We start from the raw sequence: 14,085 nt of genomic DNA, 5'->3' as shown, positions 1-14,085 counted from the left end.
CTCCCGGCGACGCCGATCGCGGAGTTTGCCTCCAGGCTTCGCGAAAATAAGCGGCGGTAAGCAAGATCTACCTCGAGGGGTTTAACTGCAACCGCAGCCGGCTGCCCCTAATCCCTCTACAGGCCGTTTGGAGCGACCTGCAACGCGCGGCGCACCGACAGTCCTATTTTCTCCAGCGAATAGGGTTTGCGGACGTATTCGGACACCCCCAGTTCGATGGCGGCCTTGACGCGCTCGGTTTCCGAAAAACCGCTGGCAATCACGGCCTTCTGATGGGGATGAAGGCTTTTGATCTGCTGGTAGGTCTCGAGGCCGTCGATCCCCGGGTCCATGATCATGTCCAGCACCACCAGATCCACCGGCTTTTGCGCCACGCAGTCCACCGCCTCCGCCCCGCTGGCGGCGGTGCTGACGCTGTAGCCCAGCTTTTCCAGCATCATGGTCGCAATCTGACGCTGCTCCGGCATGTCGTCCACCACCAGGATGGATTCGCCCCGGCCGAGGTAATCCTCCAGGTGGTAGGCATGATCGACTTCGGCGAGGGCCTGGCGCGACACCGGCAGGTAGAGTTTGAAGATCGTCCCCCGGCCTTCCGCGCTCTGAACGTCGATGTATCCGTGATGATCCTTGACGGTGCCCCAGACCACGGCCATCCCCAGTCCCGTGCCGCTGCGACCCATCGTTTTTTTGGTGTAAAAGGGTTCGAAAATTCTTTCGATGTTTTCGGGGGCGATCCCGATGCCGTTGTCGCGAACCTCCAGCACCACGTATTCGCCCTCCTCCACCGAATCGTAGCCGCGGAAGGGCCGATCCACATAGGTGTTGGCCGTGGCGACCTCGATGGTGCCGCCCTGGGGCATCGCCTCGGCGGCGTTGGAGATCAGGTTCATGAAGGCTTTCGAAAGGTGCATCGGGGAGCCGGAAATCGGCAGGGGGTGCGGCTCAAGGCGGGTCAGGGTTTCCACCTTGGGGTGATAATAGTGGAGTTTCTGGTATTCGGGGCTTTTGAGATACTCCTGGACGATGTCGTTTAAATTGACCGCCCGCTTGTCGGGAACCGCGCGCCGGGCGAGGTAGAGCAGGTCCTGGACAATGGCCGCGGCTTTTTCGCCGGATTTTTTGATGGTCAGGATCCCCGATCGCATCGGGCTGGACTCGGGCACCTCCATCAGCAGCAAATCGGGGTAGCCGACGATGCCGGAGAGGATGTTGTTCAGATCGTGGGCCACGCCCCCGGCCAGGGTGCCCAGCGCCTCCATTTTCTCCGCGCGCTGCAGTCGCACTTCGAGTTCCTCGCGCGCCTCCTCCGCCCGGATACGCTCCTCGATCTCGGCTTTCAGTTCGCGGTTTTTCTCGGCGATCTCGCCCTCCTTCTTGCGGGCCTCGATGACGCGGGTGTGCAGCACCCGGTTCTGAGTGACCACCAGGACCACATAGGCCAGCGCCCCCATCACCACCACGGCGAGCAGTGCCAGGGCCAGCAAAAGAGTTTGCGGCGATGTTTTGCCAAAAATCTCGTCCAGTTGCAGGATTTCAAACAGGGTGAAAGGCGTTCCAGCCACCTTGACCTGCAGGACGGAAGTTTGACCGTCTTGCAGGCGGTGCTGCAAGAGCGCGCTGAAGGCCTGTTCATCCAAAAAAAGGCCTTGTTCCTCAGGCCGATAGAAGACTTGCCCTTCCGTCCGCGGCAGAACGTGGTCGCGGCTGCAGGCAATGCCGGTGTGTTTAACCGACGCGGAGGGGTTCGTGAGAAAATGGGTGAAAACATTTTGCGGGATGAGCCAGGCCGCGATCTGGCCGCTGTACTGGCCTTTGAAGAAAAAGGGCGCGGTGTAGAGAACTGCCGGCCAGTTGAGATCACGGTCGAAATCAAGGAAAAACCCCTCGGGGCGGCCCGTGAAAAACGCTGTGGCCTGCGCCGGCAATTCCTGCCGAAGGCGCGGCGGAGCGGTGTCGATCAGCAGTCGTCCCTCGTGATCCAGGAAGAGGACGCGTTCGTAGATGGGCTGGTTGTTGAGCTTTTTCTGATCGACGAAGGTTCGGAAGCTGCCGCCCAGGGCCTGCAGGGTTGACCCCAGGCCGTACTCCATGCTCATTCCCAGGGCCTTGTTTTCAAAAAACAGGGCGATTTTTCCGTTGAACGCAAGGTCACGGACCTCTTTGGAGAGGGCCTCGGAAAAATAGCGCAGGTCGGTGGCGCGTTTGTCCATCTCCTGGCTGATCAGCCGCAGGGATGTCTCGCGCAGTTTTTCATGGGAAAGGTAGTTGGCGTAAAGCACAAAGCCGATGTAGCCGGCCAGGGCGATGGCGGTGACCAACAGGAAAATGCTTTCCCTTTTGCGGGTGATGCGTCTGTGCAGCAACATGCGGCTAAAACCGGAAACAGGATTTTTATTTCAGATTGAAGAATTCCGGAAAATACACCTCGACCCCCGGGTAGTATGTGTCGACCAGCTGCCTGTAAGTGCCGTCCTTGTAAATGCGGTCCATAAAGGCGTTGAAACGGTTCAAAAGCTGCGGCGAGGTTTTGGGGAAGCCCACCCCCATGGTTTGCGGCAGCGAGAGCGGGCCGATCACCTTGATCTTCCCCGGCCACTTTTCAAGGGCGATGAGGGAATCGGCCACGTCCAGCAGGCTGGTTTCGGCGCTGCCATTGATCACCGCCGGCGCAAATTCGTTCATTTTAAGCGGCAGCGGCACCAGGGTTGCACCAATGTCGTTCAACCCGTAGAGCGCGGGGTCCAAACAGGTGCCGGGCATGCACAAAACGCTGTGGCCGTAAAGCATGGCCTTGACCTCTGCGATGTCCCGTGTCAAATCCCCACTGGGGGTGATGGGCTGCAGCTCCGAATCGGCCCTGGCGATCAGCCAGACACCGCTGGGAAAAGTCGGCCGGGAATAGTGCAGCAACTTCTGCCGCCACGGCAGCATCGTCAGACCGTTGGCGATCAGATCGCCCTTGACCGGCGCGTCGCCGATGATCGTGACGTCGTCGCCGCTGACCGTGAACTGCCGGCCGATCAAGTCGCTGATGACGTTTTTCCAGGAGGATCGCACGTAGACATAGCGGACCCCCAACTCCTGGGCAAACTCCCGGATCAGGTCGCAGCTGAACCCGTCGCCGCTGCCGGTGACAAACTTGGCGTAGGGCACGCCGATGTGGCGCAGCTCGCCGCGCTTCAGAATCTCGGACAAATCCCCGGCGGCGGGGGCGGCGGCTGCGCTGGTGGAAAGCGCCAGGAAAAACCAAAGAACTCCAAAAATGGGGCGGGACATCCGCGGCATGGCATTTCTCCTGAGAAATGGCGGGGCGGTGGCCGACCGGCGCAGGGCCGGGCAATTCGCTCTAAAGCTCATATCGGTTGAACCGGCCTCCAACTAAGACCCAATCCGGTTGGAAGCGGGATAAAGTCCTGCACCGGTCTTTTTGACGATGGCGCGCGGCGGTAGACGAAAAGGGCCGCGCCCCCTTGGCGAAGCGCCGCCTCGGGGGCATCCCGTATAGAAAGTCCCACAATTTTGAAAGCTCTACGGCCCGTCGAAGGCCGCAGCGGATTGGCATACGAACCGCTGCCGCCGCGATCCTATCCGCCCATTATCATCCGCCCGTAGAGATCGTGCATGGCCGCCACTAGCCCGTCGAGTTGCCGGCGATTGTGGAAGAGGTGGGTGGAGATGCGGATAGCGTAAGCATCCTCCAGGTCATCCTGTAAGATCCTGAAGTTGGTGTAGCGCGCCTGGTAGCCGTATTCGTCCTGCAGCCGCTGAACGAAGTTGGTCAGCCGGGCCCCGTCGATGACCTCGTCGAAGGGGTTGAAGCTCGTCAGGCCGCTGGCGAATTCGGGCCCATCCGGACAGAAAAAAGTCCCCTGCCCCTCGAATTTTTTCCGCAACGCCTTTTTCAGATAGGCGCTCAAGTCGCAGACGTAGGCCTCGATCCGGTCCCGGCCGATCCGCTCCCACATGTTGCAGGCGTCCACCAGCGCCAGCAGGGCGGCAATGTTGGCCTGGCCCCGGTACTGCATGGCGTAGGCGATGTCGTATTGTTCCCGCAGGTTGCCCGTGGGCTGGGCCAGGAAGGTGTAGGTGGAGCTGTTCTGGGGCCAGAATTTGGGCAGATTCTCGCCGTGGTTGCGCATGTAGAGGAGGCCGGTAGCGCCGGGTCCGCACTGCCACTTGTGGCCGGCGCCGGCATAGAAGTCGCAGCCGATGTCGTGAAAGTCCAGGGCGATCATGCCGGGGGCGTGGGCCCCGTCCACAATCGAGATCAGCCCTTTGCTCCTGGCCCAGTGGCAGAGTTCCTTGGCCGGCAGGCGGGTGCCGGTTTTGTAAGTGATGTGCGAAAAGACGATGGCCTTGGTGCGTCCTTCGGAAAATTTTTGTTTAAAGCACTCCACGAACTGGGCGGCGTCTTGGACCTTTAGGACCGGTATTTCGACCTCGGTCAGCACCACGCCGTAGCGGTCCTGGAGGACGTTGAGGGGCGCCAGGGCCCCGATGTGTTCGTGGTGGGTCAGCAGGATTTCATCGCCGGCATGGAATTCCAGGCCGTTGATGATGGCGTCCAGGCCGTCGGTGGTATTGCGCGACAGGCAGATTTCATCGGGGTAGCAACCGAACTGCAAGGCCAGCTCCGCCCGCTGGTCCGGCAGGCCGAAGGTGGCGCCGAGTTCGCTTTCAAAAGTGCGTGGACGCGACGCCGCCAAACGGTTATACTGCGCGTAGTTTTCCAGGACCCTGCGGGGCATGGCGCCGGTGGTGCCGATGTTCAGATAGACCACGTCGGGATCGAGGATGAATTCTTGTCGGACCTTTTCCCAGAAGCGGGGTTCCGGGGAAAGCGGTGGTTTCAAAGGTTTTTTTTTCGCGGCCGCGGCGATGTCGGGCAGCGCCATCGCTGCCGCCCCCCCGAAGGCGGCATAGCCCGCCAGTTTGATAAAACCGCGCCGTGTGACGCCGTCGCCGGGTTTTGCATTGTTCTTGATTTCAGCCACGTTTCCTCCTTTGACAGTGACCAGGGGCCCTGATCGGGTGAATAAGGTATCTGGTGCGCTCCAATTTTCAGAAGGTTTTTTTGAGGCGATGGATTTGCAGGACCGTGCCCAGGAAGTTTGAAATTTCCTTTGATTTCATCGTCCGATGGGGTCACAGACTGAAGTTGGGGGGAATTTTTTTGTTGCGCACCGTCTCGCACCACCTTTCAGTCCGAAACCCCCAATGACCAGGACGGTCTTCGATGCAATGCCCGAAATGCCGGAGCGCCTGCTCCGATGACGCCCGTTTCTGCAGTCGTTGCGGTGCCCGCCTGACCGCCGGCGCGAGGCGGCGCAGCACCCGGACGGGGCTGATCGCCGGGTTGGTTTTTTGCGCCGGCCTGGCGGCGCTGTTCCTCTGGTCCCTCCCCAAGCTGGGGCTTATTCTCCCTGCCAAGCTCCCGCCCGACGGCTCTCCGCCCGGCTTTTCGGCTCCCGGCCCCCTTCCCCAGGCCACCAACCGGCGACCAAGGCGACCGCCTGAAGCAGCCCGGGCGGCCTACGGTTTCAAGCCCTTCTACGGGAGGGTCACCCTGCGGGATATCGCCGGTGCGGAGCTGTACCAGACACCGGTGATGATTGTGGCCGGCGGCTGGGTGGCGCTGCCGGCCGCGGCCGTATCCGGCGCCCACGACTGGGTCCTGGAACTGGGTGACGGGACCGCGTTTCCCATCGAAGGCGGTGTCCTGTTCGACAGCGACGAGATCGGTTTGTGGCGCATCGGGGGGGAATTCAAGATCCCCGGCAGCCGGCTGGCCGCCTGGCAGGAGGACCAACCGCTGGCGTGGCGGCCGCTGGCGGGCGGCGCCGACCAGACGGCGACATTGCAGAGCGCGGGATGCATGCGCCAGGGCCACTTTTTAAAATGCGCCCTGGGCGAGGCGGAAAAGCGGGCGGGGGTTTTACTGCAGGCCGGCCGAATTGTCGGCTGGACTTTCGCGGATGGCGGCAGCCACGCGTATCTCTGGTACGGTCTGGACAGCGAGCTGTTGCAGCCCGAGTTCCAGGTGGCCGACTTCTACCGTCTGACCTTCGCCGGCAGTCGGGAGGAAAGCTTTCTGAAGGCGCTGGCTCTGGCCCCAAAAGGCCAGCCCGCAGCCGAGTTGGCCCAGTGGGCCGAGGGGTTCAGCCGCAGAGCGGTTTTGCCGCCGGTGCAAACCCCGGCCGACATCCGTCCCGAGACGGTGATCGCGCGCATGCGCGCCCTGACCACGGAGCTGCTGCAAACGGGCGCTGCGGAGGAAGCGGCCAAAATCTGCGGCCCTGACATCCTGCGGGCGGCGGGCAGCCTCGATCTGCTCTTGGCGGTGGCCGACGCCGCCTTCGAGGCTTACGGATACGGCGCCGCCGTCGGACTGGTGATGGCGGCGACCGACGGCGGCATGGCCGATGCCGATTCTGATCGGGCGCAACTCGCGGCCTGGCACGGCGAGATTTACGCCCGCCAGATGGCCCATACCCACCGGCCGGAAATGCGCGGCCGAGCCTGGGAAGCGTATCGCCTGGCAGCGGAATTCATGCCCGAGGACCCCGCGGTGCACCTGTCGGCGGTCCAGCTAACCCTGGCCGACGGGGACTGGCGCCGGGCCGAAAGCCTGCTCAAGATGCGGGCCTATCCGGAGCCGTTTCGCCTGCAGGCCGAACGCCTGGCCGATCAGATCGCCGAGTTGAAAGCTTTGGCGGGCAAGATCGTGATCCGCTTCACCCCCGGGGCCCGCAGCATCCCGGTGACCGCGGGCCTCGGGGGCGAGGTGCGCCAGCAATTCCTGGTGGACACCGGGGCCACGCTGGTGACCGTCCCCCAGTCTGCCGCCGCGGCATTGGGAATTGCGGCGGACGGCGGCAGACCGCGGCGACGGATCGTCACCGCCGGCGGGGTGCGCTTCGCCCCGGAAATCCGCCTGCCCCAGATTGAAATCGGAGGCTGGGTGGTGAACGATGTCCGCGCACTGGTGCTGGATTTGCCCGAACGACCCGGCTGGGGGCTGCTTGGCCTGAACTACCTGGAGCACTTCGACGCCGAGCTGCAGTCGGAAAAAGGGCTGCTCCTCCTGGCGCCCCGCTAGCCACCGGTTACCGGGGCCAGCCTGAGCAGGCGCCCCCCCATGCCGTAGCGTTCGTCTTCCAGCAGCCAGACCAGCCCGTCCGGGCCCTGCTCCACCTCACGGATGCGGGTGCCCATGTCGAAGCGTTCGGCCTCGCGCGCCTGCTCGCCGTCGAATGTGATGCGCACCAGCGCGCGCGAGGAAAGACCGCCCATCAGGCCGCTGCCCTGCCAGTCTGGAAAGCGCTTGCCGGTGTAAATGATAAAGCCCGACGGCGAGATCACCGGGGTCCAGGAGATCACCGGGGCGCGGAATTCCGGCCGGGTGTGGTGGTCGGGGATGGTGCGGCCACTGTAATGGTCGCCCTCGGAAACGATCGGGTAGCCGTAGTTGACACCCTTCTCGATCAGGTTGAGTTCATCGCCGCCTTTGGGCCCCATCTCATGCACCCACAGCCGGCCGTCGGCGTCAAAGACGATGCCCAGCGGGTTGCGGTGCCCCAACGACCAGATCTGGGCGCTGACGCCGCCTTTATCCGCAAACGGGTTGTCGGGCGGCACACGCCCGTCGTCCTCCAGGCGGATGATCTTGCCCAGGGTGGACTGCAGGTCCTGGGCCGGGTCGAACTTCTGACGCTCGCCGGAAGTGATCCACAGCATCCCGTCCCGATCGAATGCGATCCGGTGGCCGTAGTGCCCCTGCCCGGACACCTTGGGCACCTGGCGCCAGATCACCGCCAGTTCCTCCAGTCTGCCGCCGCCGGTCGGATCCAACACCAGCCGCGCGCGCGCCACGGCGGCACCGGCGCCGCCGGCACCGGCCTCGGCGTAGCTGAGATAGAGAAGATCGTTTTCTGCGAAGCGCGGATGCAGCACCACATCCCCCAGGCCGCCCTGGCCGCCGTAAGCGACTTCCGGCACACCGCTGATCACGGTGCTTGCCCGGCTGCCAACGTCAAAGAGCTTCAGTTTACCCGGTTTCTCGGTCACCAGCAGACGCCCGTCGGGCAGAAAGGTCATCGCCCAGGGCTGGTCGAAGCGCGCGACTTCCTGCACCTCGAAGGGCTTGCCCGCAGCCGCTGCGGCGGCAACACCGCCGCCGGTCAAAGCCGCCAAGACAACCGCCGCCATCGCGGCGCGAAACAGGAAAGGGATCATGAGACACTCCTTTCGGTTGGGAAATGCTGACAAGAGACGGCCCGCGAGGGTGTGTCGCTCAAAGACCGCCCGCTGACCCAGCGGAGAAACCTTTCGGCCGCCGGCCGGGCGCGGCCCAGATTCCTGTTGACGGCTCCGGGGCCGAAAGGTAGATTTGCCCACATCAGCCGCATGGAGGCTTCACGAAACACCAAACGCTTTCCGGGGTGCTCGGGAACAGACCGCCAGCAGGCGGAAGCCGGAAATTTTTGGCCGATGCGATCCGTTGTCCAACTCATCATCGGGGCCCTTGCAGTCCTGACAGCCTTTCAATCATCCGCCGCGGGGACGGTGATCGACCAAATGGGCCGCAGCGTCGTCGTCCCGGAGGACCCCCGGCGGGTGGTGGCGCTGGCGCCCAGCATCACCGAGATCGTCTACGCCCTGGGGCGCGAGGACCGGCTTGTGGGCGTGACCCGCTTCAGCGATTTTCCCCCCGCGGCGAAGCACCTGCCTCGAGTGGGCTCCTATGTCCACCTGGATCTGGAGCGGATTGTGGCCCTGGCGCCGGACCTCTGCATCGCCGTCAAGGACGGCAACCCCAAGGCGGTCATCCAGCGTCTGGAAGCACTGCAGATCCCGGTTTACGCCGTCAACCCGGTCGATCTGACGGCTATCGGCGAGACCATCCTGGAGGTGGGCGGCCTTTTAAATGCGCGCCTCGCGGCGCAAAGCCTGGTGGCCGAAATGAACGCCCGCATCACGGCCGTCAAAGACCGGGTGGCCGCCACCACCCACCGGCCGCGGGTATTTTTCCAGATCGGGATTTCCCCGATCGTCTCCGTGGGCAGCGGGACCTTCATCCACGAACTGATCACCATGGCCGGGGGAACCAACGTCGCCGCCGGGGCGGTGCCCTACCCGCGCTTCAGCCGGGAGGAGACCATCGCCCTGGCACCCGAAATCGTAATCATCACCTCCATGGACCGCAACGAGAGTTTCCTCAAAGCCCAGGCCGAATGGCAGCAGTGGCCCGAAATTCCCGCCGCCCGCGACCGCCGCATCCACCTGGTGGATTCCGACCTCTTTGACCGGGCATCGCCGCGGCTGGTGGACGGCCTGGAGCTTTTGGTGGACCTGCTCCAACCGGAACTGGTGCAAGCAGCCCCATGAGCCCCGGCCCCCAACCGGTTTTGAGGCGTTTGCTGCTCGTATCGCTCCCGCTTTTGCTGGCGCTGCTGACGGCCAGCTTCCTGGGGCTGGGCTTCGGCGTCACCGGCAGCGGCTTGCGGGCTATCTGGGAGGCGCTGCTGGCCCTGGATTCCGCCAATCTCGTCCAGCAGACCATCGTCTGGCGCATTCGCCTGCCCCGCGTGCTAATGGCCGCCGAGGTCGGGGCGACCCTCTCGCTGGGCGGCCTGGTTTTCCAGGCGCTGTTGCGCAACCCCCTGGCGGAGCCTTATATCCTGGGGATCTCGGGAGGTTCGGCAGTGGGCGCCATCAGCGGGATCCTGCTGGGCCTGTCGCGCTTTCCGGGGGTCAGCGCCACCGCCTTTGCGGGCAGCATGGCCACCCTGGCGCTGGTGGTGGTGCTCTCATCGGGCCGCCAGATCCTCAAAAAAGACTCACTTCTTCTGGCCGGCGTGATGGTCAACGCGTTTTGCTCGGCCATGATCCTCTTTCTGATTTCGCTCACCCAGGACTCCCGTTTGCACAACATCATCTTCTGGCTGATGGGCGATCTCTCGCTCACCGACATGGGGCAGGTCCGGCTGCTGGCGCTGCTTTTGGCCCCCTGCTTCCTGCTGGTCTTTCTGCTGTCCCACGCCATGAACCTCCTGCTGATGGGCAAGGAGACCGCCATGGCGCTGGGGGTCAACATCAAGCTGGTCACGATGACGCTGCTGGTGGCGACCTCGTTTATGATCAGCGCCACCGTCGCCCAGTGCGGCCTGCTGGGTTTCGTGGGGCTGGTCATGCCCCACCTGCTGCGGCTGCTGCTGGGGCCGGATCACCGCATCCTGGTTCCGGCCTGCATCCTGGGGGGCGCCACCTACATGGTGGGCTGCGACCTGCTGGCGCGGATCGTGCCGCGCCAAGGCGAGCTGCCGGTGGGGGTGATCACCGCGATGATCGGAGCACCGCTGTTTATCTTCCTCCTGAGGAGGAGCGGAAGATGACCCCGGCCGTGGTCGCCCGCAACCTCCGGCACGCCTACGGCGCCGAAACGGTCCTGCGGGACCTGTCCTTCGAGGTCCGGAAGGGGGAGTTTTTCATCATCATCGGCCCCAACGGCTCGGGCAAGACCACCCTGCTGAAAATTCTGGCCGGGATCGACCGCTGCTTCCGAGGCAGCGTCGCCCTGCTCCAGCGCCCGCTGTGCTCCTACAGCCGCCGCGAACTGGCCCGGAGCCTGGCGCTGGTGCCCCAGCTGGCGGCGGAAAACTTTCCCTTCAGCGTATGGGAGGTGCTGCTGATGGGCCGTGCGCCCCACATGGGCCTGCTGGGGCTGGAAAGTCAAAAGGACCGCCGGATTGCCGAACAGGCGATGCGCTTCACCGGAGTCTCCCATCTGAGCCACCGCAGGCTCGACCAGCTCAGCGGAGGTGAGCGCCAGCGGGTTTACCTGGCCCGCGCGGTGTGCCAGGAGCCGGCGGTCATCCTGCTGGACGAACCCACCGCCGCACTGGATCTCGCCCACCAGATCCGCGTCATGGACCTCATGGCCCGCCTGCGCGAGGAAAAGGGGGTCACCATCGTCATGGTCTCCCACGACATCAATCTCGCGGCCATGTACGCAGACCGCCTGATGCTGCTCAAAGACGGCACCCGGGTGGCCATCGGGTCCCCCCGGGAAATCGTCACCTACCAAAATATCGAGCGCACCTACGGCTGCCGCGTGCTGGTGGGCGCCAACCCGCTGGGCGGCTATCCCCAGATCACCCCCGTCCCGGGCCGATTTCTGCAAGCTGCCGGCGGCCCGGCCGATCCGGACCCCGGCGGGAAATAGCCGGAATCGGAGCCGGCGGCTGCAAGCCCGCCGGCGGCAGGCGCCGTGCCAATGTCCCCCTGCTATTCAATAAGCCATTGACTTCAGGCAGTTCTTGGCATAAGCAGACCTGGAATAGGTTCAGGTGCTGTTGTCAGCTCAATAGGGAACCCCGTGCGAATCGGGGACGGGCCCGCCGCTGTGACCCAGCCGGTCCTGGATGCCAGGACGGGAACCTTTTCGGCAGGTGTATGCCACTGCCCCGCCAGAGCGGGGTGGGAAGGCGGCCGGAAAGGCTGGGAAGTCAGAAGACCTGCCTGAGCCGTTGGGCCATGCCTTCGTGGACAGAGGGTGCCTGCGGATTCTGAGGATAAACGGGAAATCCCGGATCGAAATCGTTTCGATCCGGTTTTTTTTTGCCATCAGCCCCTCTGCCACACCACAACAATCCGAGGAGGAAGAACTATGAAACGGTTGGCAGGAATCTTGGCAGTTGGGGCGCTGGCGGCATTCGCCAGTTCGGCACCAGCCGCGGCGCAGGACCGGCCGGCGACCATGGCGGAAGTCGTGGTGACCGCGACCCGCACCGAAACGGCTCTCGACAAAGTCGGCGGCAGCGCGGTTTCCGTGGTCACGGCGGCGGATATCGAAGCCGCCAAGCAGACGCGCGTCGCGGAAGCGCTCAAGGGGATACCTGGAATCGACATCGTGGCAAGCGGCGCTCCGGGGTCATCCACCACGGTCTTCATCCGGGGCGGAGACTCAAAAAACACGCTGGTGCTGGTGGACGGCATCATGTTCAACGACCCCTCATCGCCCAACCGTTCCGCCGACCTCGCCAACCTGACGCTGGACAATATCGAGCGCATCGAGGTCGTCCGCGGCCCCCTCAGCGCCCTGTATGGCAGCAACGCCACCGCCGGCGTGATCAACATCATCACCAAGAAAGGCAGCGGCAAACCGACGGCGCACGTCGGCGCGGAATACGGCTCCTACGATACCTGGAGAGCCTTCGGCGACGCATCCGGCCAGTTGAAAAAATTCAATTTTTCGCTGTCGGCCGCCAGAACCGAAACCGACGGCTTTTCGGCGGCCAACGACCGCAACCGGGACATTGCGCGGGGCGGCAACACAGCCGAGGACGACGGTTGGGACAATACCACCTTGTCGGGAAAATTCGGCCTCGACATCACCGACGACTTTGACGTCAACGCCGTTGTCCGCTACATTGATTCAACCGCCGATATCGACGATTTCAACGGGTTTGCCGCCGACCGCTGGAATTTCAACTCGTTCCCGGCAACGCTCGAACCGGACGGCTCCAAGAGGCAGAAAACCGAAAGCGATCAGCTTTTCTACCAGTTCAACGTGCACAACTTTTTTCTGGACCGGCGGGTGGAATCCAATCTTTTCTACAAAGGCGCCGACCAGGACAACAAAACTTACGACGCCGACGACAACCAAACCAACGATCTCGAGGGTCGCGTCACTGAAGCCGGCTGGCAGGGCAGCCTGATGTTCGGCGAGATCAACACGCTTTCCCTCGGCTACACCTATTTCGAGGAAAAGCTGGAGGAGAACGACAGCGACCAGAAAGAGGCCGACATCAACAGCTACTGGGTCAGCGACCAACTCTTTCTGCTGGACGACCGGCTGGTTGTCGTGGGCGGCGTCCGGGTTGACGACCACAGCCGTTTCGGAACCGAGACCACCTGGCAGGTGGCCCCCTCCTATCTCATCCAAAAGACCGACACCACCATCAAGGCCAGCTACGGCACGGGCTTTCGCGCCCCGTCGCTGTATGAGCTTTTTGCCGAGCCCATCGTGGCCTTCGGGTTTCTAGGCGGCAACGAGGACCTCGACGCCGAGAAAAGCCGCGGCTGGGATGCCGGCTTCGAGCAGCGCCTGCTGGAGGGCAAGGTGAAATTCGGGGCCACCTATTTCGCCACCCGCTACCGGGACAAGATCGAATTCGTCGTTGACCCGGCAACCTTCGACTCAACCTATGATAACCTGGACGGCACCACCAAAACCCAGGGAGTGGAGACCTTTGCGGAGTGGTCGCCGATCGAGACGCTCTCACTGCTGCTCAACTACACCTACACCGACACCGAAGACCCGGATGGGGAGGAACTGGTGCGGCGGCCGCAAAACAAGGTCTATTTCAACGCGCGATACCGCTTTCTCCAGCGGCTGAACCTCAACCTGGACGTCTATTGGGTCGACGAACGCAAAACCATCGCCTCGGCAGTCGATGCGGACGGCAACCGGGTGGAAGACCTGGACGCCTACTACCTGGTCAATCTTGCCGCGGCCTATGACCTAAACGACCACGTGCAGCTGTATGGCAGGGTCGACAACCTATTCGACGAGAACTACGAGGAGAGCTGGAGCTACGCCACAGCGGGCTTGTCGGGCCACGCCGGCGTGAAATTTTCGTTTTAAACCTCTTTTTCAGGCTGTGGGAATGGCCATCCAAGACCGTGAGCCAAAAGGCGCCGGGTGTGACCCTTCAATGTCGCACCCGGCCCTGAGGGATAGGCATGCCAAGAACGCATCTGACACCGGCCTCATTATTATTCTCGCTCCTCGCCCTGGCGCTTGTCTGCGCCCCGGTCCGGGGCGCGGCGGTTTCGGTTGTGGACCACCGCGGCACGGTGGTCCGCATCCCGGAACCGCCGCAGCGGGTCGTCTCACTGGTGCCCGCGATCACCGAGATGATCGTCGCCATGGGAGCCGGGGAGGCGCTGGCGGCGGTGACCGCTAACGACAACCGCCTGCCGGAAATGGCGGCCAAGCCCATTGTCGAAGGATTCCTTACACCGTCGCTGGAACGCATAGCGGCGCTCGCCCCGGACCTCATTTTCTATGCCGCCGCGCAG

The 14,085-nt window shown here is 63.4% G+C and carries 10 protein-coding genes and 1 riboswitch; of the genes, 6 read left to right on the top strand and 4 right to left on the bottom strand.

What is annotated here, in order from left to right:
- Window positions 1–116: 116 nt before the first annotated feature.
- The 3 genes from LJE63_08565 to LJE63_08555 all read right to left on the bottom strand — a co-directional run bounded on the left by LJE63_08565 (window position 117) and on the right by LJE63_08555 (window position 4,994).
- Window positions 117–2,366, bottom strand: coding sequence for a response regulator (locus LJE63_08565; protein MCG6906664.1), 2,250 nt, complete (start codon window positions 2,364–2,366; stop codon window positions 117–119).
- 25 nt (window positions 2,367–2,391) lie between these two features.
- Window positions 2,392–3,285, bottom strand: coding sequence for a transporter substrate-binding domain-containing protein (locus LJE63_08560; GenBank protein MCG6906663.1), 894 nt, complete (start codon window positions 3,283–3,285; stop codon window positions 2,392–2,394).
- 299 nt (window positions 3,286–3,584) lie between these two features.
- On the bottom strand, window positions 3,585–4,994 hold the full coding sequence (locus tag LJE63_08555) for an aminotransferase class V-fold PLP-dependent enzyme (GenBank protein ID MCG6906662.1): 1,410 nt from the start codon (window positions 4,992–4,994) through the stop codon (window positions 3,585–3,587).
- Window positions 4,995–5,236: 242 nt separating this feature from the next.
- Here LJE63_08555 and LJE63_08550 point away from each other — a divergent pair, with 242 nt between their 5' ends.
- Entirely contained in the window at window positions 5,237–7,099 is a 1,863-nt protein-coding gene (locus LJE63_08550) for a TIGR02281 family clan AA aspartic protease (protein ID MCG6906661.1), read from the top strand.
- Here LJE63_08550 and LJE63_08545 read toward each other — a convergent pair.
- Entirely contained in the window at window positions 7,096–8,235 is a 1,140-nt protein-coding gene (locus LJE63_08545; GenBank protein MCG6906660.1) for a PQQ-dependent sugar dehydrogenase, read from the bottom strand. The two genes, LJE63_08550 and LJE63_08545, sit on opposite strands and share 4 nt — an antisense overlap.
- A gap of 255 nt (window positions 8,236–8,490) precedes the next feature.
- Here LJE63_08545 and LJE63_08540 point away from each other — a divergent pair, with 255 nt between their 5' ends.
- The 5 genes from LJE63_08540 to LJE63_08520 all read left to right on the top strand — a co-directional run.
- The gene (locus LJE63_08540; protein ID MCG6906659.1) at window positions 8,491–9,387 is read left to right on the top strand and encodes a cobalamin-binding protein; all 897 of its coding nucleotides are present in this window, start codon (window positions 8,491–8,493) and stop codon (window positions 9,385–9,387) included.
- On the top strand, window positions 9,384–10,394 hold the full coding sequence (locus LJE63_08535; protein MCG6906658.1) for an iron ABC transporter permease: 1,011 nt from the start codon (window positions 9,384–9,386) through the stop codon (window positions 10,392–10,394). The genes LJE63_08540 and LJE63_08535 overlap by 4 nt, the downstream gene beginning before the upstream one ends.
- Complete coding sequence (locus tag LJE63_08530; GenBank protein ID MCG6906657.1) at window positions 10,391–11,224, top strand: ABC transporter ATP-binding protein; 834 nt, start codon at window positions 10,391–10,393, stop codon at window positions 11,222–11,224. The genes LJE63_08535 and LJE63_08530 overlap by 4 nt, the downstream gene beginning before the upstream one ends.
- Window positions 11,225–11,329: 105 nt before the next feature.
- A riboswitch (cobalamin riboswitch) is annotated at window positions 11,330–11,539 on the top strand.
- A 129-nt stretch (window positions 11,540–11,668) separates the two neighbouring features.
- On the top strand, window positions 11,669–13,648 hold the full coding sequence (locus LJE63_08525; protein MCG6906656.1) for a TonB-dependent receptor: 1,980 nt from the start codon (window positions 11,669–11,671) through the stop codon (window positions 13,646–13,648).
- Between the two features lie 98 nt (window positions 13,649–13,746).
- A partial coding sequence (locus LJE63_08520) for an ABC transporter substrate-binding protein (protein ID MCG6906655.1) occupies window positions 13,747–14,085 on the top strand: 339 nt, incomplete at its 3' end.

It is taken from the genome of Desulfobacteraceae bacterium (genome assembly GCA_022340425.1).
Lineage (GTDB): Bacteria > Desulfobacterota > Desulfobacteria > Desulfobacterales > JAABRJ01 > JAABRJ01.
The sequence above is the reverse complement of the archived record's forward strand: the minus strand, read 5'-3'. Positions and strand labels throughout refer to the sequence as shown.

Excerpts from the sequence above, each read along its gene's own strand:
- LJE63_08535 (MCG6906658.1), top strand. The coding sequence starts at position 9,384 with ATGAGCCCCGGCCCCCAACCGGTTTTGAGGCGTTTGCTGCTCGTATCG.
- LJE63_08550 (MCG6906661.1), top strand. The coding sequence starts at position 5,237 with ATGCAATGCCCGAAATGCCGGAGCGCCTGCTCCGATGACGCCCGTTTC.
- LJE63_08530 (MCG6906657.1), top strand. The coding sequence starts at position 10,391 with ATGACCCCGGCCGTGGTCGCCCGCAACCTCCGGCACGCCTACGGCGCC.
- LJE63_08560 (MCG6906663.1), bottom strand. The coding sequence starts at position 3,285 with ATGCCGCGGATGTCCCGCCCCATTTTTGGAGTTCTTTGGTTTTTCCTG.
- LJE63_08565 (MCG6906664.1), bottom strand. The coding sequence starts at position 2,366 with ATGTTGCTGCACAGACGCATCACCCGCAAAAGGGAAAGCATTTTCCTG.
- LJE63_08540 (MCG6906659.1), top strand. The coding sequence starts at position 8,491 with ATGCGATCCGTTGTCCAACTCATCATCGGGGCCCTTGCAGTCCTGACA.
- LJE63_08525 (MCG6906656.1), top strand. The coding sequence starts at position 11,669 with ATGAAACGGTTGGCAGGAATCTTGGCAGTTGGGGCGCTGGCGGCATTC.
- LJE63_08545 (MCG6906660.1), bottom strand. The coding sequence starts at position 8,235 with ATGATCCCTTTCCTGTTTCGCGCCGCGATGGCGGCGGTTGTCTTGGCG.